Origin of the sequence: Bacillus sp. RB3, assembly GCF_030164735.1 — a bacterium.
GTDB lineage: Bacteria > Bacillota > Bacilli > Bacillales > Bacillaceae_G > Bacillus_A > Bacillus_A cereus.
On sequence record NZ_JASNGE010000007.1, the window covers coordinates 96,274 to 119,395 of the forward strand.

Sequence of the window (23,122 nt, forward strand, 5' to 3'; positions counted from 1 at the left end):
AAAAAATAAAGTAGTAGGGGAAATAAAATGAAAAAAACAATTGATCATATCGGAATCGCAGTTCGAGATATAGATAGTACGATACGTTTTTATGAAAATGTGTTACTAGGAACTTTAATAGATCGTTACGTAAGTGAAGCTCCTGGTGTGGAAAGCGAAGTAGCCATTCTTGAAGTGGATGGAGATAGAATTGAATTACTTGCACCGACAAATAATACGACATCTCCAATTGCCCGTTTTATTAAACAAAAAGGTAAAGGTGTTCATCACGTTGCGTATCGAGTAGATGATTTAGATGTGGCTTTAGAGGAATTGAAAGAACAAGGAATTCGAACGTTAGAGCATACACTTCGGATTAATAAGCACGGTAGAAGATTAATATATCTTAACCCAGCGGATACAGAAGGAACGATTATCGAGTATTGTGATTATCCGGAAGAGAAATAGAAGAAGGATATTTTTAAAAAGGTGTTACGTTATTACGTAACACCTTTTTATTTATGCATTTCACATTTTCTTCACAAATGATTCACGATAACTTTTCTTCTTTGATAACTTACATAAATATATTTTATGATATAATAACAATCGACTTTAAAAATGTAAGTTGTATCTATAGTGATAGTTACTATTATATTAGAAGTTTAGAGGTGGAAGAGAAATAAGAGTTATACTTTATAGAAGTTTATATTTAATCAGGTTAATATTTCGCCCGAGAATCAAACTTCGGAAGTTAAAGTAATGAAAATAGAGCGATGAGGAAGAAAGAAGTGAAATGAGTGTGAAAGTAATGAGAAGATTAGGGACATGGTTATTACTTGCATGTGTGCTTATCATATTGATACCGAAAAGTGCATCTGCTCATGCGTACGTTGTGAAATCAAACCCTATGGAAAATGAAACGTTGAAGAGAGCACCATCTGTTGTGAAAATTGAATTCGATGAGGACATACAAGTTTCACGTTTTAATACATTGTACGTGAGAGATACATCAGGTAAAAGAGTCGATTTAAAAGATGCTCATATTGATAAAAAAAATAAAAAACTATTAGAAGCCGGATTAAAAGAAAATCTCAAAAATGGTCTCTACTCTATTCAGTGGAAAGCTATTTCAGCTGATGGACATCCAATTCAAGGAGTTATCCCGTTCCGGGTTGGATTAGCGGAAGCGGAAACAGACGATATACAAGTGGAAGAGATGGGCTACGTCCCACAAATCGATATGATTATGGAACGTGGAATTTTATATACAAGTTTCTCACTATTTATAGGAGTGCTATTCTTTAATCTTATTATGTATAAAGGTAATGCAACCTCGGTTCGATCAAGGAGTAAGAACATAATATGGATCTCTTTATTTGGGATATTGATTAGCTTGTTATTCAATCTACCACTGCAAGCGAAAATAAATGCTGATGTTTCATGGCTAGAAGCATTCAATCCTTTACTATTAAAAGAAACATTACAGCTTTCTGTTTTTGGTTATGTATGGATTACTCAAATGGTTCTCATTAGTACGCTTATAATTGTTACGTATTTTGCGGTGAAGCATGAGAAGTTTTCGTCGTTTAAAGTATGGAGTATTCCAATACTATTGTTTATAGGGCTACTTGTTATGAAGGCCTTTAATAGTCACGCATACGGTTTAAAGTTTAAAGACATTGCTGTCGTTATGGATTTTCTACATTTATTAGCAGCTTCATTATGGGTTGGTGGTTTATCATCTATTATTCTTCTTTTATGTAAAGAGGATAATAAGTGGCATATGTATTGGGATATGATTAAGCGTTTTTCACCGTGGGCAACAGGTGCTGTCATTGTGATTTTAATAACAGGCCTTTTTAATAGTACATTTTTTATTCCAACAATCCACTCGTTATTTGATACGAAGTATGGATTGGCTTTATTAGCAAAGATACTATTATTTATTTTCATGGGGATATTGGGAATTATTCATTATGTGAAAGGGAGAATAAGAGCGCAGCAAGGATTAGGAGCTACGGTGAAAGTAGAGTTTGTCATTGGAATTATCATTTTCGTAATCGTAGCTTTTATGACAAACGTACAAACACCACCGATGCCTCCTACTGGACCATTTACAGAGAGTAAGCAATTAGATAATGGATATGAACTTACGCTAAATGTAAGTCCGAATAAGGTAGGACAAAATAAATTCCATATTACACTAAAGGGCGAAAAGGGACAGCCTGTTACTGATATGGAACAAATGATATTGACGACTCAATCATTAGATATGAACATGGGAAAAGGTTCATTTAAAGTTTCAGTAGTTTCACCAGGAGAATATGAAGCAGAAGGTATGTATATTAATATGACAGGAAACTGGAATATACATGTTCATGGGTTAACAAAATCTCTTGATAGTTTCGATACAGATTTTAAATTTATTGTCGGTGGCAGATAAAAAGAAGCTATGTATGAAAAGGAGCTAATAGAAAATGAAACGTATAAAAAAATTAGGAACAACAATGATCGCAACAATTATTGCAATGGGAATGTTTTCGTTACCTGTTAGTGCGCACGTCACTGTAAAACCAGCAACTTCTGACGTTGGTTCTTGGGAGGCATATACGATAAAAGTACCAGTTGAAAAAAATGTAGCAACAACAAAAGTTACACTGAAAATACCGTCTGGAGTAGAGTTCCAGCAGTATGAACCAGTGCCAGGATGGAAAGTTGAGGAGCAAAAAGATACAGCTGGAAAAGTTAAAACTGTAGTATGGGAAGCAACAGGAGAAGGGATTTTACCCGGTCAGTTCCAGCGATTTACTTTCGTCGCTAAAAATCCGGATAAAGAGCAAAAAATAGCTTGGGACGCATATCAACAATATAAAGATGAAGAAATTGTTGAATGGACAGGCGATGAAAAAGCTGAAAAACCGCATTCACTTACTACAATTGCAAAAGGTACGTCATTAACAGGAGAACATGGTGAAGTGTCTAGTGTAGAAAAAAATGAAGGTACTAGTAATATGCAATTGATAGCAATTGTCTTATCTATTTTTGCCATAGTATCGTCGGTAAGTGCGTGTGTTTTTGTAGTACGTCGTAAAAAGTAAGACGTAAGAAAGAGCCTACAAACAGTAGGCTCTTTCTTACGTTTATTTCAATTCAACTTGCTGCCTTACAGCAAGTGTTTTCGGTTTTATATTTACAAAACAAATACTCACAACAATAAATAATAGTCCGATGAATAAGCTAATGGTAATAGCCTCATGTAAGAAAATTGAACTTACAATAATAGCTATTAGTGGAATGAGGAATGTATAAGCCCCAACTTTACTTGCTTCACCAGCTCCAACAAGTGTGAAGTATGCAAGCCACCCCATTGCAATAACAAAGAATGAAATAAAGAGAAGTACGCTAACAAATGGCATACTCCAAGCGATACTAGACCAGCTTTCAAACTCTGAACCAAATCCAATTAAGCAAAGACCACCAATAATAAGCTGAAGTGTTACCATCCAAATGGCATTAACACGGTGACCAGTCTTCTTAATGAATACTGTGCCCAGTGCCCAGCCAATAGCGCATCCTAACGCGAGAAGGATTCCAATAACAGAAATATGTCCTGTTAAACTGCTTGAGCTAATAACGCCTACACCAATAAATCCGAGAACAAGCCAGAAAATTTTCAAGCCGTACATTGATTCTTCAAGCCATATCCACGAGAAAATACCGAGTAAAACTGGTTGTAGAAATACAATGGCGGAAAATAACCCAGCAGGCATATATTGAAGGCCGACAGTTTGTAATCCGTAAAATATAATGATGTTAAGTAAGGAAGAAATAACGTATAAATGCCACGTTTCTTTTAAATGTAACTCTTTGTATTTCGGTAATGCGAACAGAAGTAAAATGAATCCTCCAATTAAAGTTCGAACGCCTGCAAATAAAACAGGTGGTGTATAATGCAGGGCAAACTTTGATAAAGGCCAATTGATTCCCCACATGAAAACGAGAAAGGTAAGGATGATGGCCGTCTTAGTTCGAGAAAGCTGTGTCACTGAAAGACCTCCTTGTTGTTATTCATTTCACTATGATATGATATCGACTGTAATAAATAAAATGAATCTTTTTTATGAGGAGTATAAGTGATTAGTTATGACCATTACACAACTGCAAGTATTAATAAAAACTGTTGATTTAGGTAGTTTTACGAAGGCTGCCAGGGTGTTAAATATGACGCAGCCAGCTGTTAGTCATGCGATTTCAAGTATTGAGTCAGAGTTAGGAGTTACGATTCTTATACGTGATAAACGAAAAGGGCTACTCGTTACGGATGTAGGAAATAGGATTCTTGTACATATTAGAGAGATTTTGAACGGTGTAGCGAAGATTGAACAAGAAGTTGCGATGGAGAAAGGACACGAAGTTGGGACGATTCGAATTGGGAGTTTTCCGAGCGCTTCTGCACATTTCTTACCCAAAATGATAAACCTTTTTAAGGAAAAGTATCCGAACTTAGAAGTAGTTCTTTGTGAAGGGACGATTAAAGAAGTTGAAGATTGGTTAGTATCGAGGGTTATTGATATAGGGATTGTTATTTTGCCTAATAAAGATATGGAGATTGTTCCATTAACGAAGGGGAAAATGGTTGCTATCTTAAGAGAGGATCATCCTCTCTGTAAGAAGGACGCTCTTACAATTTGTGATTTAGAGAATGAACCGATCATATTATGTAAGGGTGGATACGAACCACCCATTATTGATATGTTTAAACAAGCAAACGTACCACTTCGGGCTGAATATGTAATTTCGACAGTTACTACAGCTTTAAATATGATTCAAGAAGGATTGGGCATTGCAATATTAGCTGAATTATCTTTAACGAATTTACCAAAAAATGTGCAAACGAGAGAATTGGAACCACAAGTATGGAGAGAAATTGCTTTAGCTGTTCCTTCATTAAAGGATTCTTCAATCGCTGTGCAGCTATTTATTGAAGAATTTCAATCGCTATTTGCAGAATAAAAAGAGGTGTCTCATATATCATAATGGGACACTTTTTAATTTACTTATAAAAAATCTATGAAAAGGATTGACTTATTTTTTAGTTGTAACTATAATGATTACATCGAGGTGGTGATTACGATGAAAATTAGTAGCCGCTTTTCCATAGCTGTTCATATTTTATCTATTTTGAAAAACAATCCATCTTCACTTTGTACTTCAGACTATATGGCTGAGAGTGTTAATACAAATCCAGTAGTCATTCGTAAAATCATGTCGTACTTGAAACAAGCTGGCTTTGTTTACGTAAATCGTGGACCGGGTGGCGCGGGATTACTAAAGGATTTATATGAAATCACATTGTTAGATGTGTATCATGCAGTGAACGTAGTCGAAGAAGACAAGCTATTTCATATTCACGAGAAACCGAATCCAGATTGTCCAATTGGTGCGAATATTCAAGCGGTGTTAGAAATTATTTTAATTCAAGCACAATCCGCGATGGAAGAAGTTTTGAGAAATATTACAATGGGGCAGTTGTTTGAAACTTTGCAAGAAAAAATGAATGCTTAAATCATATTTATATTTTTTTGTCATTTATGTAACCGATTTGATTACAACAATAAAGGTAAGGTGTAAAAGTTATGACTGTAAAAATGAAAGTATACTCAGATTTTATATGTCCGTTTTGTTTTTTAGCAAAAGGTCCATTAGATGAGGTAGCGAAAGAGAAAGATGTAGAGATTGAATGGATGCCATTTGAATTACGTCCAAGTCCATATTCAAAAATAGATCCATGGAATGAACCAGAAAAATTAGGTTCATGGGATGCTTTCATTCTTCCGACAGCGAAGAAGTTAGGAATTGATATGCGCTTGCCACGTGTTTCACCGCATCCATATACACATTTAGCTTTCGAAGGATGTCAATTTGCGAAAGAACGTGGACTAGGTAATGAGTATCATCACCGCGTATTCACAGCATTTTTCCAAGAAGAGCAAAACATTGAAGATATTGATGTGTTAACAAAATTAGCGGTAGAAGTAGGACTTCCTGAGGCGGAATTTAAAGATGCTTTAGTAACTCGTAAATATAAAGAAAAGCATCAAGAAGCAATTCAACACGCATATGATGAAGCGAATATTATGGCTGTTCCAACTGTCATGATTGGAGATGAAGTCATTCAAGGGCTTGCTAGTAAAGAAACACTAGAAAGGGTCATTGATAAAGAAATTGAAAAGGATAAAACAAATTCATTTGAAGGTATGCAATGTAATACCGATGGATATTGCTAATTCGCTTGTTATGAAATAACAAAATAAATTATAAAACAAACATTTGGAGGAATTAAAATGTCAGCAACTACAACAAACTTAAAAGAAGCAATCGTGAACCGCCGTTCAATTCGTAAAGTAGCAAAAAACGATGCAATTACGAAAGAAAGAATTGAAGAAGTGTTAAAAACAGCTTTACACGCACCAACATCTTTCAATATGCAAAGTGGTCGTATGGTTGTATTAATGGATGGAGAGCATGAAAAGTTTTGGGATATCGTTAAAGAAACACTAAGAGCCCGCGTACCAGCAGAAAACTTTGAAGCGACTGTAGAAAGACTAAAAGGCTTCCATGCAGGTGTAGGAACAGTTCTATTCTTTGAAGATCAAGCAACTGTAGAAAAAATGCAAGAAAATGCGCCATTATATAAAGATCAGTTCCCATTCTGGTCTCATCAAGGAAATGCGATGTTACAACATACTGTGTGGATGCTATTATCTGCTGAAGGAATTGGAGCGTCATTACAACATTACAACCCAATCGTAGATGCTGAAGTGAAAGAAACTTGGAGCATTCCGGCAGAGTGGAGCTTAGTAGGTCAAATGCCATTTGGTGAACCAAACGAACAACCAGCAGAAAGAACGTTCTTACCTACTGAAGATGTAGTGAAATTTTATTAAGAAATACAATATGTAACGAGAAGGAAGCTGTGCTTAAAAACAGCTTCCTTTTTTGTAGTGGTGTTAATTTATGCGTATTTAGGGAAGAAATATAAGAAATAATACGGTGAGAAGGGAATTAGAAAAATGAATGATGAGAAAAAATATACAGTGGTAGGTACTGATGTTGAGGAAGTAAAGCGTTTAAATAAAAATTCAGGGTTAACGTATAATCAAGTGAAAGAAATGTTAGCAAAGCAAATGCAAAAAAAGAAGTAATTAGATTGAAATCTTTCATTTTTTCATTTAGCATTTTGATTGGAGAGAGTTAAGTAAAAGGTAACTCTCTTTTTTGTATAGCTAAGCATCTTATAGAGTGGAGGAAGCAACATGAAGAAATGGGTAAAGGTAACGCTGTCTATCACTGGAGGCATTGTCTTATTAGCGTGTGCTGGTGGATATTACGTGTATAAAAATTATTTTCCAAAGGAACCTGAGCGTATTGTATATGATAAAGAAAGAGTGCTACAACCGATACATAATCAGCTTAAAGGAATCAATATAGAAAATGTAAAGATAAAAGAAAAAGAAGTCGTAAATGCGACTGTAGATGAGCTTCAAAAAATGATTGATGATGGAAAGTTGTCATATGAAGAATTAACGAGTATTTATCTCTTTAGAATACAAGAACATGATCAAAATGGAATAACATTAAATTCTGTTACAGAGATAAATCCTAATGCGATGGAAGAAGCAAGAAAGTTAGATCAAGAGCGGGGTAGAAACAAAAATTCGAATTTATATGGTATTCCTGTCGTTGTAAAAGATAATGTACAGACGGAAAAAGTGATGCCGACTAGTGCAGGAACTTATGTATTAAAAGATTGGATTGCAGATCAAGACGCAACAATTGTGAAGCAGTTGAAAGAAGAAGGAGCATTTGTTTTAGGAAAAGCGAATATGTCTGAGTGGGCGAACTATTTATCTTTTACAATGCCAAGTGGGTATAGCGGGAAGAAAGGACAAAATTTAAACCCGTACGGTCCGATTACATTCGATACTTCAGGATCAAGTTCAGGATCTGCTACAGTAGTTGCAGCAGATTTTGCACCGCTTGCAATTGGAACAGAAACGACGGGATCGATTGTTGCACCCGCGGCGCAGCAATCAGTAGTTGGGTTACGTCCATCTTTAGGTATGGTAAGCAGAACAGGAATTATTCCGTTAGCTGAAACTCTTGATACAGCAGGACCTATGGCAAGAACGGTAAAAGATGCAGCAACATTATTTAATGCAATGATAGGTTATGACGAAAAAGATGTTATGACAGAAAAAATGAAAGATAAAGAAAGAATTGATTATACAAAGGATTTATCGATAGATGGATTAAAAGGGAAAAAGATAGGGCTTCTTTTTTCTGTAGACCAACAAGATTAAAATAGAAAAGCAGTAGCAGAAAAAATTAGAAAAGACCTTCAAGATGCAGGTGCGATATTAACTGATAATATCCAGTTAAGTGCTGAGGGTGTAGATAATTTGCAAACATTAGAATATGAGTTCAAGCATAATGTAAACGACTATCTTTCACAGCAAAAGAATGTACCGGTAAAATCGTTAGAAGAGATTATAGCGTTTAATAAAAAGGATAGTAAAAGACGAATAAAATACGGACAAACATTAATTGAAGGGTCTGAAAAATCTGTTATAACGAAAGAAGAGTTTGAAAACGTAGTGCAAACGAGTCAAGAAAATGCAAGAAAAGAGCTAGATAGGTATTTAGTAGAAAAAGGTTTGGATGCTCTAGTTATGATTAATAACGATGAAGTTCTTCTATCAGCTGTAGCTGGTTATCCGGAATTAGCGGTTCCTGCTGGATATGATAAAAATGGAGAACCAATCGGTGTAGTGTTTGTAGGGAAACAGTTTGGTGAAAAAGAGCTTTTCAATATTGGATATGCGTATGAACAGCAGTCTAAAAATAGAAAATTACCTAGTTTATAAAAGATTATATGAAAAATAACTGGAATCTAACAATATGAAAAGAAAAAAAGGATTCTTCTCAATTAGTAAGAAAGATTGTCTATAGGAGTTCATAAAATGTAATATATTCAATTTCCATCCATTGAAGGGGGAGGTTAATTCTTAATGAATGAAGTAAAGAGTTTTTTTCGAAGTAGAGGGTTTCAACGGTTTCTCGTTTTAATAATAGTAGCGCTTGTATTATACGCATTAAAAAGTATGATTAATTTAATATTAATTACGTTTATACTGACGTTTTTAATGGATCGATTTCAACGTTTTATTTCAAGAAAATTGAAAGTAAACCGGAAAATTGTTATTGCATGTTTATATATAATATTGGTTTCCTTTATAGGCACAACGTTATATAAATATTTACCTGTGCTGACGATACAAATTTCACAATTAATTTATCAGTTTAAACTATTTTTTCAAAATCCACCTGATAATGAAATCGTTAAATATGCACTTTCGACAATTAATGGGATGGAAGTATCAAAATATATAGAACAAGGTGTAGATGTCATCTATCAATCGATAGCAAATATAGGGAAGGTAAGTTTACAAATATTATTATCTCTAATTTTAAGCTTATTTTTCTTATTAGAAAAAGAGCGTATTATTACATTTACATCTAAGTTTAAAGATAGTAAGTTAAAAATCTTTTATGAGGAAATTGCATATTTTGGTGAAAGATTTGCAAGATCGTTCGGCAAAGTAATTGAGGCTCAGTTTTTAATTGCCGTTGTAAATTGTATTCTTACTGTCATTGCATTAATCGTTTTAGGATTTCCACAGCTACTTGTATTAGCTGTTATGATTTTCTTACTAGGGTTGATTCCTGTTGCAGGTGTGATTATTTCTTTGTTTCCACTTTGTATCATTGCTTACAACGTAGGCGGAGTTATGTACGTAGTATACATACTCGTATTCATAACAGTAATCCATGCTCTTGAAAGTTATTTTTTAAATCCGAAGTTTATGTCTGCAAAAACAAATTTACCAATATTCTACACATTTATGATTCTTATCTTCTCAGAGCATTTCCTCGGAATATGGGGGCTTATTATCGGGATACCAATCTTTATCTTTTTATTAGATGTACTTGATATAAATAATGAGGATGCGACTAAAAAATAAGAAATGATAGAAAATCACTAAAAAGTCATAGGAGATAATGAAAATAAAAAGCAATCCAAAATAAATTGGATTGCTTTTTATCTTAATTAAAGAACCGGAGCCATTGTTTCTTTCAATACTTGAACAGAGTGGTCGAATTTTAATTCTTCATCTTCACTTAATTCAACCTCTAAAATTTCACGAACACCGCCGCGATTTAAAACAGCAGGTACCCCGATATAAACATCTTTTTGACCGTATTGACCTTCTAAGTAAGCTGATACAGTTAATACACTATTTTCGTCGTTTAAAATTGCTTTTGTAACACGTAGAAGTGACATACCGATACCATAATAAGTTGCGCCTTTACGCTCAATAATATGGTAAGCTGCATCACGGACGTTTATGAAAATTTTGTCTAAATCTTCTTGATTATACGTGTTGTCTTTTTCAAGCAGTGTTTGTAGTTTTTGGATACCAACGGAAACATGGCTCCAAACTGGAAGTTCAGTATCGCCGTGTTCTCCGATAATATAAGCGTGAATGTTGTGTGGACCAATATCGAAGTACTCACCTAACATATAGCGGAAACGAGCAGAATCAAGCGTTGTACCAGAACCGATTACACGTTCTTTCGGTAAACCAGATTCTTTCCAAGTTACATAAGTTAAAATATCTACAGGGTTTGTTGCGATTAAGAAGATGCCATCAAATCCGCTATCCATAATACTGCGAACGATTTGTTTAAAGATTTTGGCGTTTTTCTCAACTAAATCTAAACGTGTTTCGCCTGGCTTTTGTGGTAATCCAGCTGTAATAACTACAAGGTCAGCATCTTTACAATCTTCGTAGCTGCCTTTCCATACTCTAGTTGGAGCTGGGGCGAATGGAACAGCATGACTTAAATCCATTGCTTCCCCTTCAGCTTTTGCTTCATTTACATCGACTAAAACAAATTCTTCAGCTACGGCTTGGTTAATCATGCAGTAAGCATAACTACATCCAACTGCTCCTGTTCCTACTAATACAACACGGTTAATACCTTTTTTCATTTCAAAATTCCTCGCAATTTCATTGGTTTTGTTATGTAAGATAATACGTCTTACTTCTATAGAGTCATATCTAGTTTATTACATTTTATAAAAGATATTCAAGTATTTGAAAATGTATCCGTGCAAATCTGCGAACAAAACATAGGAATTCAGTGAACCGAATATAATTCAGTAAAATCCTTTGTAAAAGGGGAAATGGTATGGGGAACCCATTAACAATGGAAGAAATGCTTCATATTATTCATGCAGGGCTTGTTAAAAAGAATAACCCAAAACGGATTACGATTGCAGGTGCAGGGATTTCTGGATTAGTTGCAGGTTCTTTATTAAAAGAGGCTGGGCACGAAGTAACGATTATAGAAGCAAATAACAGAATAGGTGGCAGAGTGTATACGATTCGGGAACCATTTAGTGTGGGTTTATATTTTAATGCGGGACCGATGAGAATCCCTGACACCCATAAGTTAACCTTAGCGTATATTCATAAATTTAAACTACCTTTAAACCTTTTTATAAATAAAACTTTTGCAGATATCATTTATACGAATAACATTCAAACGAGATTGAATGTGTTTGAAAATGATCCAAGTGTACTTGAATATCCGGTTTTGGATAAAGAAAGAGGAAAAACGGCAGAAGAGCTAATGATTGAGGTATTAGAACCAATACTAAATTATATTAAGAAGGATCCTGATAAAAACTGGCTTATCGTTGAAAAAAAGTATAAAACGTATTCGCTTGGTTCATTTTTAATGGAGTATTATTCAGATGGTGCAATAGATATGATTGGGGTACTTCTTGATATGGAAGCTTATATGGGAATGTCCTTAATTGAAGTATTACGTGAAATGATTTTCTTTACTTCAACAACGAAATATTATGAAATAACTGGTGGAATGGATAAGTTATCGAATGCATTCTTACCACAATTAAGGGAACATATTTTAATGCAGTATAAGGTTGATAAAATTATACAAGAAGATAATAAAGTAATGTTACAAGGAAATCATGAACAAACGTTAGAGCAATTTACAATAACAAGTGATTTTGCTATTATTACAATTCCATTTTCAGCGTTAAGGTTTGTAGAAGTTCAGCCATACTATTTATTCTCTTATTTTAAAAAAAGAGCAATTCGTGAATTAAATTATATTGCTGCAACTAAAATTGCAATAGAGTTTAAAAGTAGATTTTGGGAGAAAGCGGGACAGTGTGGAGGTAAATCTATTACTGATTTACCGATACGTTTTACATACTATCCGAGTTATGGCATTCATACTCCAGGACCAGCTATCGTTATAGCAAGTTATACGTGGGCAGATGAGGCGTTAACATGGGATAGTCTCCCGCAAAGAGATCGTATTCGTTACGCATTAAAAAATTTAGCGGAAATATACGGTGACATCGTCTATAGTGAGTTTGTCACTGGAACATCTTTTAGCTGGAGTAAAAATCCGTATTCTTGCGGTGCATTTACAGCTTTCGAACCAGGCCAAGAGCTCGAGTTATTTCCGTATATTACACCACCATCTGGAAAAGTACACTTTGCAGGAGAGCATACGACATTAACACATGGATGGATGCAAGGGGCAATTGAGTCTGGAGTTAGAGTTGCATATGAAGTAAATGAACAGTGAATCTCTTATATTTACAAATGGTCATTCTTTTAATAAAATGATAAATATAAATCGTAATTATTACGCTTTGAATACATTTGAAGTAAAGAAATGGATGGTCGGTTGAATGAATAAAGTGGAGATTCATATATTAGGTGGTTTTTTAGGTAGTGGAAAATCAACATTATTACAAAATTTATTGTTAGCAGAGAAAAAGAAGAATAGAAAAGTTGCAGTATTAATGAATGAAATTGGTGAATACTCGGTAGATACAGATATTATTGGAAAAGAGAATGTTTTAAGAGAACTTCTTAAAGGATGTATTTGTTGTACATTAAAAGAAGAGCTTGAAATACAATTACATTCGTTATACCAACAAGAAAGACCAGATGTAATTTATATAGAAACGACAGGTGTTGCGCATCCAATTGAAGTGTTAGACGCGTGTGTCTCGCCAATTTTAGCTCCTTTTCTGGAAGTGAAATCAATTGTAGTCGTTTTAGATGCAGTAAGGTGGTTAAACCGAAGTATATTAAGTGCAAATGTACAACAGCTATTGCATGAGCAACTTAAATTTGGTAGTCACATTCTTGTTAATAAAGCAGATTTACTAACAGATGAAGATAAGAACACAGTATTTGAAGAAGTAAAGGCAATAAATGATCATGCGAAAATGTATGAGACAAAGTATTGTAATATATCTTTAAAAGATATAGAAGAAGCAGAATTTCCAAATGATGAGGAACATGAGACACTACATGTCAAACAGCATTTACATATACAAACGATGACATATCAATTTACGAAACCGATTGATCAAGACAAATTATATGAATGGCTTTCGAATTTACCAGATAGTATTTATCGAGTGAAAGGTTTTGTGAAATTCCGTGGAGATAAATACCCTCACCTATTCCAATATTCGTTCGGAGTACCAACTTTATTAGAACAAGACTTCGGTTTCCCGACAAACTTAGTAGTAATAGGAGAAGGACTAGATAAGAAACAATTGGCTGAAGGGTTAGAGAAAGTAGAACTTAACTCTAATTAAGGTGAAAAGACTAACTTAAAAAATAAGTTAGTCTTTTTGTATGATCATTACTGAAATGAAACAGTATTTTCAATTGGATTGCAGAATATATATTGATTGTATGTCCGTTTCCATTACATAGGAAGGTGATTATATATTTGTGCCGAATGTAGAGGGTACTACAAGAGTTTTCCATTATCTATCGAATTAGTTAGTCATGATTACGGACAGGGGATTTTGGCGTGTTTGATTCTATCAGAAAGTAAAGTATGGGGAGGATCACAATGTCGATGAAAAAGCGTAAGTGGCTAAAGACAATGTTTACTGGTTGTGTTTTAGGTTCGTTATTAATAACGGCAGCTTGTTCAGGAAAGAAAACAAGTACAGAGGATGAAAAAACGATTAAGGTAGGAGTTCTTGCTTCTTTAACAGGACCGCTAGAATCGTATGGAAAACAAACAGTGAACGGATTTGAATTAGGGTTAGACTATGCAACTGGTGGAACTGGGAAAGTAGATGGGAAAAAGATTAAGTTTGTTGTAGAAGATACAGAAACGAAAGCTGATGTAGCAGTTAAAAAAGCTACGAAGTTATTAGAAGAAGAGAAAGTTGATTTTTTAGTTGGATCGTCTAGTTCAAGTGATACGTTAGCGGTTTTACCACTGGCCGGGGAATATGAAAAGATTATGGTTGTAGAACCGGCAGTTGCGGATAGTATTACCGGGAAGAACTGGAATAAATATATTTTTAGAACTGGAAGAAGTTCCTCACAAGATGCGATTGCAGGAGCAGCGGCAATTGCGAAAAAAGGTGTAAAGATTGCAACATTTGCCCCAGATAACGCTTTTGGTCGTGAAGGGATTGCTGCATTTAAAGCGGGTGCGAAAAAATTAGGTGCGAGCATTGTGAATGAGCAATACGCGGATACAAATTCAACAGATTTTACAGCGAATATTCAAAATATCATTAGTTCAAAACCAGATTATTTATTTATCGTTTGGGCAGGGGCAAATTCACCTTGGAAACAGTTGAAAGATATGAATGTGGAAGCGCAAGGTATTAAAATTTCTACAGGTGCGCCAGATATACCAGCATTAAAAACAATGGATGCATTAGTAGGTATGCAAGGTTTTTCTGTATATTATCACACACTTCCAAAAAATAAAGTGAATGATTGGCTAGTTGAAGAGCATAAAAAACGTTTTAATGGTGTAGTGCCAGATTTGTTTACAGCGGGAGGAATGTCAGCAGCAATTTCTATTGTAGAAGCCTTAAAGAAAACAAAAGGTGATACAGATGTAGATACATTGATTAAGAAAATGGAAGGAATGGAATTTGATACACCGAAAGGAAAGATGAAGTTTAGAGAGAAGGACCACCAAGCGATGCAGACGCTGTATTCTATCACATTGAAAAAGCAAGATGGTGTTGATTATCCGGTGCCAGTGTTAGAGCGAGAATTAACGATGAAAGAAACAGAACCACCAGTTCAAAATAAATAGACTGAATTTTCTGTTGTTTTTGTATAAAGAGGGTGGACCCTCTTTATACATATTTCCTTCATACTCACGGCTTTAAAGGGAGGGATTTCGTGACACATTTGCTAGAGACGAAAAATCTTAGTGTATCTTTTGGTGAACATCAAGTTATTAAAGATGTAAATTTAACTGTCCAAAAAGGAAAGCTCATTTCTATTATCGGGCCAAATGGTGCGGGGAAGACAACATTATTTAATTTACTAAGTGGACAGATTTCACCTACAACAGGTGAAGTGTATTTTAAAGGGCAAGATATTACAAAACTATCGATTTCAGATCGAACACGCTTAGGAATCGGTCGCTCTTTTCAGCTTACAAACATATTCCCAGAATTAACGGTACTTGAAAATGTCCGTTTAAGTGTTCAATCATTCGTACAAGATTACTATAGTTTTTTTCCGAGTTCGGCAAAATTAAAGCAACAAGTTGGAGAGGCGAGACGTTTCTTAAAAACAGTATTACTTCACGAGAAAGAGAACGTATTAGCGAAAGATTTGGCACATGGAGAGAAAAGAAAGCTAGAACTTGCGATGTTATTGGCTTTAAAAACGGATGTGTTATTACTTGATGAGCCGACGGCAGGTATTTCGGTTGAGGAGGTCCCTGCTATATTACAAGTGATTGAAAATATTAAGAAACATCCAGAGAGCACAATTGTACTTATCGAACACAAAATGGATATGATACTAGGTTTGTCAGATCATCTTATCGTTTTATTTCATGGAGAGTTATTGGCTGAAGGATTGCCAGAAGAAATTATGAAAGATGAGCGTGTACAAAGTGCTTATTTAGGGGGATTATATAGTGGCACTATTACAAGTGAATAATATAGAAACGTATTTAGATCAGTTTCATATTTTGCAAGGAGTATCTCTTGCTGTTGAGAAAGGGACAATTACTGTACTGTTTGGTAGAAACGGGGCAGGGAAAACAACGACATTACGTTCAGTTATGGGGTTTCACCGCATTGCAGATGGTGAAATTTATTATGATAGTGCAAAAGTAAGTGGATTACCAACACATTTAATTTCAAGGAAAGGAATAGGGTATGTACCAGAAAATCAAGGTATTTTTCATGATTTGACAGTAGAAGAAACATTCGCTCTTGCTAGGGGAAAAGGTGAGGAAGTAGAAGGGAAAATAGAGTGGATGCTGGAACTATTTCCGGATTTAAAGCAGTTTTGGAATAAGAAAAGTGGGCTCTTGAGCGGAGGGCAAAAGCAAATGTTGGCTATTTCAAGAGCGTTTATTAATAGTGATGGATTATTACTTATTGATGAGCCGAGCAAAGGGCTATCCCCGATAATGGTGGAGAAATTAATGGTAGCTATTTTGAAGATGAAAGAGAAAACAACAGTTTTACTTGTTGAGCAAAATTTTATGATGGCTAGTCAAATTGGTGATTATTTTTACATTATGGATAACGGACGAATTGTTCATAACGGTTTTATGAATGAATTAAAAAAGGATAAGGAAATGTGTCATAAATATTTAGGAATCTCTTAACATGAATCCGAGGTGAAAAGGATGGATGTGTTAATCAATTTATTTGTAAATGGGATTTCAACAGGGATGCTCATTTTTTTGTTAGCATCAGGTCTTTCACTTATTTTCGGTCTAATGAGCGTTTTAAACTTTGCACACGGTGGTTTATTTGCATGGGGAGCATTTACAGGTGTTTGGTTATTTAATATGACAGGAAGTTATATATTAGCTTTAGTTGGAGCAGTAGCCATGGGAATGTTCCTAGGATTTATTTTAGAAAGGTTTCTTATTAGACCGGTATATGGAAATCATGTTCGACAGCTGCTCGTTACGCTTGGAGGAATGCTCGTTCTTAGTGAGTGTATTAAAATATTTTGGGGGCCAAACCCTATTAGTGCAAAATTACCGTTATGGTTACAAGGAAGTTTTACATTCGGAGGTATTATATTAATTAAATATCGTCTATTTGTTATTTTGATTGGGATAATTATTTACATCGCACTACTACTATTACTCAAAAAGACGAAGATAGGTCTTATGATCCGTGCAGGTGTAATGGATAAAGAAATGGTTCAAGCGCTTGGTATTAATGTAAAAGCGATATTTTCTTTCGTCTTTTTATTAGGAGCAGGGATGGCAGCTTTGGGAGGATTCTTATTAGCACCGTATTCGGGCGTTATTTTCGCCGAGATGGGCATGCAGTATGCAATTTTAGCTTTTATAGTAGTAATTATCGGTGGATTAGGAAGCGTCCAAGGTTCAGCTATTGCTTCTTTAATTGTTGGATTAGCTGGTGCTTTTACAGCGTATTTTATACCAGATTTATCACTTGCAATTAATATGTTAATGTTACTATTTTTCTTAATAGTGAAGCCAACTGGACTTGTTGGTGAAAAGGGGTGAAATGGTGAACAACACATCGGACCGAATTAAAGTATACTTCGGAGTATGTATGCTCATTTGTTTAAGTGTATTTCCGTTCGTAAATGATTCACGGAGCCTGTTAATTTTGTTCACTCAAATCTTCATCTTTGCTATTTTTGCAATGAGTTTTGATGTATTGCTTGGGTATACAGGAATTGTATCGTTCGGTCATTGTATGTTCTTTGGGATAGGAGCATATGGGGTAGCGCTTTTATTTGATCGACAAGGCGTATCAATAACGAACTTTTTAATTGGAATAGTAGCTGCAATTATCGTTTCAGCAATCGTTAGTTATATAATTGGTTTGCTTTCTTTACGATTGAAAAGTCATTTTTATGCAATGTTAACACTTGCTATTTCACAGTTGTTTTTCGTCCTTGCTGAAAAATGGCGTGGGCTCACTCACGGAGGAGATGGTTTTACATTTGGTGTACCAGACGTATTCCGTGATCGTTTTACGTTTTATTATGTAACACTTATATGTTTACTTATCATTTTTGTTCTCTTACGTCTTTTCACCAAATCTTCTATTGGAAAAGTATTAAAAGCAATTTCACAAAATGAGCAACGTGTTGAAGCACTAGGATATAAAGTGCTTCATTATAAAATTATTGCTAGCATTGTTGCAGGAGTAGTAGCTGCGATTAGCGGTGGTTTATTTGTTATTACATTACGTTTTGTTAATACGACTGTATTTTCAATTGAAATGACATTAAATGCATTATTGATGACGATGGTTGGTGGGGTTGGAACGTTAATTGGAGCAATTGCAGGAGCTGGAATTATTGAATCACTAAAATATTATTTATCAGAACTAGCGACGGAATATCCGATTTTTGAAAGATGGACGATTATTCTAGGTTTATTGTATATTATCGTGCTACTCGTTTTTCCGAAAGGATTGGTTGGGACGGTTAAGGGACTGAAGAATATGAAACGGAATAAGAAGGAGAAAAGTGCAGAAGTGGAGCAAAATGTGTGAAAAATCAATTGTATAGAATATGAAAATCCCTCTTTTAGATTCATAAAGGAGGGATTTTTTATTAACCAAATAGTTCATCAGGGATTTGTTTGAAAGAGTTTTGATTTGTAAAAAAATGAACAGCTAATTTCTCAACTGGAACATCTTCAATTGGTACCAATTTATCATTTTTAATCGGCAAAAAGGCTATCCCTTTTCCGTCCTGAATAAACTCTTCCATAAGCGAATAAGAATCTAATTGTTGAAGTTGACGCTGAGATAAATTATTTTCTTTTAGAAATTGTATCGTCTTATTTCTAAAAGGACACTTTTTGTCATTACTAACGAAGAAGAGTTCCTTTGAATAGTCAATGATACATTTTTCTTGATCTTTTAGTAAGCCTATAGAAATTGAAGTAGTAAATACTTTTTTAAAACCTGCACCAGAATCATCCTCATAAGTGATGACCATATCAACTTTTTGGTGCTGCAGTAATTTTGGCAAATGACTACTATTTTCTACATATATTTGATAATTCATGAAATTTTCTTTAATACGCTTACTTAAATAATTAGTCAAAATCGATTGTGACGTCGCGATTATATAAGAAGACCCACTTGTTTTAATTTTATCTTTCGCTTCTTCTAATAGAGTTAATATTTGATTCGTGTAATCTAATAAAATGTCACCAGCAGGTAACAAGGAAACACCTTTGTTATCTCTATGTAGTAAAGGCGTTTCTAATTCTTGTTCTAATTTTTTGATTCGCTCAGTTACGTTCGGTTGAACATATCCTAACTCTTTAGCAGCTTTACTAATAGAACCCTCACTGGCCACAGTTTTGAATATAATAAGATCATTTATTTCCATATATCTCAGCCCCTTATGTACTATCATTATAAATGATACCAAACATAATTTATACCTATTTTACGTTAGCTATTTATCGATTTATCATAATGTATATAAGATTGAAAGCGAGTGATAAACATGATTGGAATGCAATATAAGGTCATTTTGCCAAAGGATTATGACATGGAAATTATTAAGAAAAGGGTAAAGGATAATGGTTATAAAACTGATGGTTTCCAAGCACTAAATTTTAAAGCTTATTTAATTACGGAAACGGAGAAAGACGGGAATTTTTATAACTGCTATGCACCTTTATATATTTGGAATGGTCATGAAGGGATGAATAAATTTATCTTTGAAGGGTATTACGATAACATTTTACAATCTTTTGGATGGCAACAAATAAATATAGGTGTTCCATTAGTGGTTAATCTAAGTGATGGATTTAAGAAAAGTAGATATGTTGTTGAATATGCAGGAAGTATTTCTCAAAGTAAAACACTGATTGGGACTCAATTAAAAACGATGAATGAAAATGTACAAAACAACGAAAAGTGTTTAGGGAATGTAATCGTTTATAATCCGGATAAATGGGGGTATAGTAGGTTTAATTTTTATGAAGAGAAGCCTGAAATTGCAGTGAATAAAGGTGTTACAGTATATGAGATTTTACACATTTCACGATGAAATTTTGTTGCATATAAAAAAATAAGAAAAGGAATGAAAATCTATGCCTTTTGTGAAGATTTATTATCCTGAAAACATATTAAATGAAGAAGAGTTGGAAAAAATGGGTGAATGTATCCATCTTTCATTAATTGAACATTTTAACATCCCTGAAAATGATTATTTTCAAATGTTCTTACCCTACCAACAAAACAAATTTTTATATAATCCATATTATTTGTTGGAAAGAGGAGAAAAGAGAACAGAGAATATGATTTAGGTTTCTATTACATGTGGACCGGGAAGAACGGTGCAACAGAAAAAAGATTTGTATCAATCGGTATCCTTAAAAATTACGGAATATTCCGGCGTTAAAACCTCGGATATTTTTATTACACTAAATGAGACAGCTGCTGAAAACTGTTCATTTGGTCAAGGAATAGCACAAATGGTGAAAATAAAGGGAGAAAAAAATGAAAAATGAACTTATTGAAGTACATATTAAAAAGAAAATGAGAGAAATGGCACCTGCATTTGCTCATTATAGTGAAAAGATATTATTTGAGGAAGTGTGGCGGGATGCCACTTTAACATTAAGAGAAAGAAGTTTGTGTACTGTGTCAGCACTAATCAGTCTCGGTAATACAGAACAATTACAATTTCATCTGAAGCTAGCTAAACAAAATGGGGTTATGGAGAATGAATTGGTTGCATTAATAACACATATGGCTTTTTACGTTGGTTGGCCAAAAGCTATGGCAGCTTTAAATATAGTAATGAATGAAAGGAAAAGTTAAGAATAATGATAAGTAAGAATTCATGTTTATATGAATTCTTACTTATCATTATTTATGCAATACTCTATCGATATATTTATTACATTTTTTCTTGCTTTTTTATCACTTGCGTAATAAAGTGATAGTAAGATGAACGCTAGGAAGTGACAAAACATGCGTGATAATACGATAGGATCATTAATATGGTTACGTTTAATACGATTTACGAACCAAAGTAATCAAATGTCAAATGAGTTTTTAAAACGTTTTGATTTAACGACAGCTCAATTTGATGTGCTTTTGCAAATACGTACGTATCAACCACTAACACAAATGGAGTTAGCTGAAAAGGTAACTGTTACACAAGGTGGCATTTCTCGAATGTTAACTCGTCTTGAGAAAGAAGGATATATTGTACGAAAACAAGATTGGAAAACGAAAACAATTAGTCTTACAGAGCAAGGAGAAGCAGCTTTAGAGAGAGCATTGCCAGAGCAACTTGCATTTCAATCTTCGTTTTTTGATGATGTCTTAAATGAAGAAGAGCAGAAAATATTATATGAGCTGATGACGAAAGTTCATAAGCATAGTGAAAAAAAAGAATTACCGCAAGAGTAATTTTTTTTACACTATCAATTGACTAATCAAGTGAAGGTGTAGGTAATACGGAGATATACCTGACTTACCAACGTTTTTAGAAAAAAACTAATACTACTTTATTAAAGGGGAGAGTAACTATGGAAAAATACCGTATAGATATAAGAAAAGGAATTGAGTTTGGATTATATTCAATTGGTGATCATGTTTTAAATCCACATAATGGGGAGAAAATTACGCCAGAGAAAAGAATTCACGAACTAATTGATACAGCTAAGTTAGCAGATGAGGCAGGACTTGATGTGTTTGCTGTCGGTGAAAGTCATCAAACGCATTTTACAACACAAGCTCATACAGTTATTTTAGGAGCTATTGCACAAGCTACGAAAAATATAAAAATTGCAAGTTCAGCAACGATATTAAGTACATCTGACCCAGTTCGAGTATATGAGGATTTCGCTACAATTGACTTGATTTCTAATGGACGTGCAGAAATTGTGGCTGGTCGTGGATCTCGTATTGGGGGATATAGTTTACTTGGTTATGACGTGAATGATTATGAAGAATTATTCGAAGAGAAGATGGATCTTTTATTAAAAATTAATAACGAGGAACATGTAACATGGAATGGACAGTTCAGAGCACCGCTCGCACATGCATCGGTTATTCCGAGAGCGAAAAATAATAACTTACCAATTTGGCGTGCGGTTGGAGGTCCACCAGCTAGTGCAATTAAAGCGGGACGCGCGGGTGTACCAATGATGATAACAACACTTGGTGGTCCAGCAATTAACTTTAAAGTGTCAGTAGATGCTTACCGCGAGGCGGCTGTACAAAGTGGATTTGATCCAGCTAGTTTACCAGTTGCGACAACGAGTTTATTTTATACGGCAAAAAATTCACAAGATGCACTTAGTGAATATTACCCTCACATTAATGCTGGTATGCTTACACTGCGCGGTGGTGGGTATCCGAAACAGCAATTTACAAATGCAATAGATTACCGTGATGCTTTAATGGTTGGTAGCCCACAACAAATCATTGAGAAAATGCTTTACCAATATGAATTGTTTGGCCAACAACGCTTTATGGCACAAATTGATTTTGGCGGTGTACCATTTGATAAAATTGAGAAAAATATTGAATTAATTGCTACTGAAATTTTACCAGCCGTTAGAAAACATACAGCAAAATAAATAAAAAAACTGAGAGTCTAATCGACTTTCAGTTTTTTTTATTTGTTCTGGAAAAATGACAAAAAAATGAACTTTTAGTCGAGGAAGAGGGAAGTTATTTTCTATTTTTGAATAACATTATTTCGAGTTTGAATTTTAAAAATACATTTTTCTCTTGACAAAAAACAAGCGTTTATCGAGGGTGGTTTCGAGGACATTTTTTCGGGTGAAAGTCAAGTGTATGAAGAGGAAAACGATTGTTTTATAGATATAAAAGTAAGAAGTATATTGAAAAAACACATTTTGCTAATGAGAAAAACCTGATTCAAAAAAATGACAAAAGACATATTTCAGACAAAATGATGTCAATAATACGTCAAAAATAACCTGAATTTACTATGCA

Annotated in this window: 23 protein-coding genes and 2 pseudogenes; 22 read left to right on the plus strand and 3 right to left on the minus strand. The window is 34.4% G+C overall.

Annotation, left to right across the window (positions count from 1 at the left end):
- Window positions 1–27: 27 nt before the first annotated feature.
- The 3 genes from QO049_RS11930 to QO049_RS11940 all read left to right on the plus strand — a co-directional run bounded on the left by QO049_RS11930 (window position 28) and on the right by QO049_RS11940 (window position 3,080).
- Window positions 28–447: a VOC family protein gene (locus QO049_RS11930; protein ID WP_000750850.1), complete on the plus strand. Its 420-nt coding sequence runs from the start codon at window positions 28–30 to the stop codon at window positions 445–447.
- Between the two features lie 328 nt (window positions 448–775).
- Window positions 776–2,425, plus strand: a complete 1,650-nt coding sequence (locus tag QO049_RS11935) for a copper resistance CopC/CopD family protein (RefSeq protein ID WP_246962547.1) — start codon at window positions 776–778, stop codon at window positions 2,423–2,425.
- A gap of 34 nt (window positions 2,426–2,459) precedes the next feature.
- Window positions 2,460–3,080: a YcnI family copper-binding membrane protein gene (locus tag QO049_RS11940; RefSeq protein ID WP_065704352.1), complete on the plus strand. Its 621-nt coding sequence runs from the start codon at window positions 2,460–2,462 to the stop codon at window positions 3,078–3,080.
- Between the two features lie 42 nt (window positions 3,081–3,122).
- Here QO049_RS11940 and QO049_RS11945 read toward each other — a convergent pair whose 3' ends face one another.
- Complete coding sequence (locus QO049_RS11945; RefSeq protein WP_284489281.1) at window positions 3,123–4,028, minus strand: DMT family transporter; 906 nt, start codon at window positions 4,026–4,028, stop codon at window positions 3,123–3,125.
- Window positions 4,029–4,125: 97 nt separating this feature from the next.
- On the opposite strand from QO049_RS11945, the gene QO049_RS11950 reads away from it, so the two are divergent.
- The 7 genes and pseudogenes from QO049_RS11950 (at window position 4,126) to QO049_RS11980 (ending at window position 10,067) form a co-directional block, all read left to right on the plus strand.
- On the plus strand, window positions 4,126–4,995 hold the full coding sequence (locus QO049_RS11950; protein WP_000156749.1) for a LysR family transcriptional regulator: 870 nt from the start codon (window positions 4,126–4,128) through the stop codon (window positions 4,993–4,995).
- A 120-nt stretch (window positions 4,996–5,115) separates the two neighbouring features.
- Complete coding sequence (locus tag QO049_RS11955) at window positions 5,116–5,547, plus strand: Rrf2 family transcriptional regulator (RefSeq protein ID WP_000704082.1); 432 nt, start codon at window positions 5,116–5,118, stop codon at window positions 5,545–5,547.
- A 71-nt stretch (window positions 5,548–5,618) separates the two neighbouring features.
- The gene (locus tag QO049_RS11960) at window positions 5,619–6,269 is read left to right on the plus strand and encodes a DsbA family oxidoreductase (RefSeq protein ID WP_000216673.1); all 651 of its coding nucleotides are present in this window, start codon (window positions 5,619–5,621) and stop codon (window positions 6,267–6,269) included.
- Window positions 6,270–6,326: 57 nt separating this feature from the next.
- A complete protein-coding gene (locus tag QO049_RS11965) occupies window positions 6,327–6,929 on the plus strand; it encodes a nitroreductase family protein (RefSeq protein ID WP_246962549.1) in 603 nt (200 codons plus the stop codon).
- Window positions 6,930–7,055: 126 nt separating this feature from the next.
- The gene (locus QO049_RS11970; protein WP_000997344.1) at window positions 7,056–7,187 is read left to right on the plus strand and encodes a hypothetical protein; all 132 of its coding nucleotides are present in this window, start codon (window positions 7,056–7,058) and stop codon (window positions 7,185–7,187) included.
- 111 nt (window positions 7,188–7,298) lie between these two features.
- Window positions 7,299–8,909: pseudogene (locus QO049_RS11975) on the plus strand (amidase family protein).
- Window positions 8,910–9,053: 144 nt separating this feature from the next.
- Window positions 9,054–10,067 carry an AI-2E family transporter gene (locus QO049_RS11980; protein ID WP_001006597.1) on the plus strand — a complete coding sequence of 338 codons (1,014 nt, stop codon included), beginning with the start codon at window positions 9,054–9,056 and terminating at the stop codon, window positions 10,065–10,067.
- 86 nt (window positions 10,068–10,153) lie between these two features.
- Here the strand turns inward: QO049_RS11980 and QO049_RS11985 are convergent, their stop codons facing one another.
- The gene (locus tag QO049_RS11985) at window positions 10,154–11,098 is read right to left on the minus strand and encodes an L-lactate dehydrogenase (protein WP_000715321.1); all 945 of its coding nucleotides are present in this window, start codon (window positions 11,096–11,098) and stop codon (window positions 10,154–10,156) included.
- Window positions 11,099–11,298: 200 nt separating this feature from the next.
- Here QO049_RS11985 and QO049_RS11990 point away from each other — a divergent pair, with 200 nt between their 5' ends.
- From QO049_RS11990 to QO049_RS12020, 7 genes are all read left to right on the plus strand, one after another.
- A complete protein-coding gene (locus QO049_RS11990) occupies window positions 11,299–12,735 on the plus strand; it encodes a flavin monoamine oxidase family protein (RefSeq protein WP_000528025.1) in 1,437 nt (478 codons plus the stop codon).
- Between the two features lie 106 nt (window positions 12,736–12,841).
- Entirely contained in the window at window positions 12,842–13,765 is a 924-nt protein-coding gene (locus QO049_RS11995; protein WP_001044941.1) for a CobW family GTP-binding protein, read from the plus strand.
- 263 nt (window positions 13,766–14,028) lie between these two features.
- On the plus strand, window positions 14,029–15,246 hold the full coding sequence (locus tag QO049_RS12000; RefSeq protein ID WP_000062005.1) for a substrate-binding domain-containing protein: 1,218 nt from the start codon (window positions 14,029–14,031) through the stop codon (window positions 15,244–15,246).
- A gap of 89 nt (window positions 15,247–15,335) precedes the next feature.
- Window positions 15,336–16,109 carry an ABC transporter ATP-binding protein gene (locus QO049_RS12005; protein ID WP_000149338.1) on the plus strand — a complete coding sequence of 258 codons (774 nt, stop codon included), beginning with the start codon at window positions 15,336–15,338 and terminating at the stop codon, window positions 16,107–16,109.
- Complete coding sequence (locus QO049_RS12010; protein ID WP_001196696.1) at window positions 16,087–16,788, plus strand: ABC transporter ATP-binding protein; 702 nt, start codon at window positions 16,087–16,089, stop codon at window positions 16,786–16,788. The genes QO049_RS12005 and QO049_RS12010 overlap by 23 nt, the downstream gene beginning before the upstream one ends.
- Before the next feature lie 21 nt (window positions 16,789–16,809).
- A complete protein-coding gene (locus tag QO049_RS12015) occupies window positions 16,810–17,670 on the plus strand; it encodes a branched-chain amino acid ABC transporter permease (protein WP_000382787.1) in 861 nt (286 codons plus the stop codon).
- Window positions 17,671–17,719: 49 nt separating this feature from the next.
- On the plus strand, window positions 17,720–18,673 hold the full coding sequence (locus QO049_RS12020) for a branched-chain amino acid ABC transporter permease (protein WP_141543074.1): 954 nt from the start codon (window positions 17,720–17,722) through the stop codon (window positions 18,671–18,673).
- A gap of 61 nt (window positions 18,674–18,734) precedes the next feature.
- Here the strand turns inward: QO049_RS12020 and QO049_RS12025 are convergent, their stop codons facing one another.
- A complete protein-coding gene (locus QO049_RS12025) occupies window positions 18,735–19,523 on the minus strand; it encodes a LysR family transcriptional regulator (protein WP_246962551.1) in 789 nt (262 codons plus the stop codon).
- 120 nt (window positions 19,524–19,643) lie between these two features.
- On the opposite strand from QO049_RS12025, the gene QO049_RS12030 reads away from it, so the two are divergent.
- From QO049_RS12030 to QO049_RS12050, 5 genes and pseudogenes are all read left to right on the plus strand, one after another.
- Complete coding sequence (locus QO049_RS12030) at window positions 19,644–20,192, plus strand: DUF4865 family protein (RefSeq protein ID WP_000579895.1); 549 nt, start codon at window positions 19,644–19,646, stop codon at window positions 20,190–20,192.
- Between the two features lie 43 nt (window positions 20,193–20,235).
- Window positions 20,236–20,655, plus strand: a pseudogene (locus QO049_RS12035) (tautomerase family protein).
- Entirely contained in the window at window positions 20,645–20,968 is a 324-nt protein-coding gene (locus QO049_RS12040) for a carboxymuconolactone decarboxylase family protein (protein ID WP_000787197.1), read from the plus strand. The pseudogene QO049_RS12035 and the gene QO049_RS12040 overlap by 11 nt, the downstream one beginning before the upstream one ends.
- A gap of 153 nt (window positions 20,969–21,121) precedes the next feature.
- Complete coding sequence (locus QO049_RS12045) at window positions 21,122–21,565, plus strand: MarR family winged helix-turn-helix transcriptional regulator (RefSeq protein WP_001205523.1); 444 nt, start codon at window positions 21,122–21,124, stop codon at window positions 21,563–21,565.
- A gap of 119 nt (window positions 21,566–21,684) precedes the next feature.
- Complete coding sequence (locus QO049_RS12050; protein WP_246962553.1) at window positions 21,685–22,740, plus strand: LLM class flavin-dependent oxidoreductase; 1,056 nt, start codon at window positions 21,685–21,687, stop codon at window positions 22,738–22,740.
- Window positions 22,741–23,122 lie beyond the last annotated feature (382 nt).

Excerpts from the sequence above, each read along its gene's own strand:
- QO049_RS11930 (WP_000750850.1), top strand. The coding sequence starts at position 28 with ATGAAAAAAACAATTGATCATATCGGAATCGCAGTTCGAGATATAGAT.
- QO049_RS11935 (WP_246962547.1), top strand. The coding sequence starts at position 776 with ATGAGTGTGAAAGTAATGAGAAGATTAGGGACATGGTTATTACTTGCA.
- QO049_RS11940 (WP_065704352.1), top strand. The coding sequence starts at position 2,460 with ATGAAACGTATAAAAAAATTAGGAACAACAATGATCGCAACAATTATT.
- QO049_RS11950 (WP_000156749.1), top strand. The coding sequence starts at position 4,126 with ATGACCATTACACAACTGCAAGTATTAATAAAAACTGTTGATTTAGGT.
- QO049_RS11955 (WP_000704082.1), top strand. The coding sequence starts at position 5,116 with ATGAAAATTAGTAGCCGCTTTTCCATAGCTGTTCATATTTTATCTATT.
- QO049_RS11960 (WP_000216673.1), top strand. The coding sequence starts at position 5,619 with ATGACTGTAAAAATGAAAGTATACTCAGATTTTATATGTCCGTTTTGT.
- QO049_RS11965 (WP_246962549.1), top strand. The coding sequence starts at position 6,327 with ATGTCAGCAACTACAACAAACTTAAAAGAAGCAATCGTGAACCGCCGT.
- QO049_RS11970 (WP_000997344.1), top strand. The coding sequence starts at position 7,056 with ATGAATGATGAGAAAAAATATACAGTGGTAGGTACTGATGTTGAGGAA.
- QO049_RS11980 (WP_001006597.1), top strand. The coding sequence starts at position 9,054 with ATGAATGAAGTAAAGAGTTTTTTTCGAAGTAGAGGGTTTCAACGGTTT.
- QO049_RS11985 (WP_000715321.1), bottom strand. The coding sequence starts at position 11,098 with ATGAAAAAAGGTATTAACCGTGTTGTATTAGTAGGAACAGGAGCAGTT.
- QO049_RS11990 (WP_000528025.1), top strand. The coding sequence starts at position 11,299 with ATGGGGAACCCATTAACAATGGAAGAAATGCTTCATATTATTCATGCA.
- QO049_RS11995 (WP_001044941.1), top strand. The coding sequence starts at position 12,842 with ATGAATAAAGTGGAGATTCATATATTAGGTGGTTTTTTAGGTAGTGGA.
- QO049_RS12000 (WP_000062005.1), top strand. The coding sequence starts at position 14,029 with ATGTCGATGAAAAAGCGTAAGTGGCTAAAGACAATGTTTACTGGTTGT.
- QO049_RS12015 (WP_000382787.1), top strand. The coding sequence starts at position 16,810 with ATGGATGTGTTAATCAATTTATTTGTAAATGGGATTTCAACAGGGATG.
- QO049_RS12020 (WP_141543074.1), top strand. The coding sequence starts at position 17,720 with ATGCTCATTTGTTTAAGTGTATTTCCGTTCGTAAATGATTCACGGAGC.
- QO049_RS12025 (WP_246962551.1), bottom strand. The coding sequence starts at position 19,523 with ATGGAAATAAATGATCTTATTATATTCAAAACTGTGGCCAGTGAGGGT.
- QO049_RS12030 (WP_000579895.1), top strand. The coding sequence starts at position 19,644 with ATGATTGGAATGCAATATAAGGTCATTTTGCCAAAGGATTATGACATG.
- QO049_RS12040 (WP_000787197.1), top strand. The coding sequence starts at position 20,645 with ATGAAAAATGAACTTATTGAAGTACATATTAAAAAGAAAATGAGAGAA.
- QO049_RS12045 (WP_001205523.1), top strand. The coding sequence starts at position 21,122 with ATGCGTGATAATACGATAGGATCATTAATATGGTTACGTTTAATACGA.
- QO049_RS12050 (WP_246962553.1), top strand. The coding sequence starts at position 21,685 with ATGGAAAAATACCGTATAGATATAAGAAAAGGAATTGAGTTTGGATTA.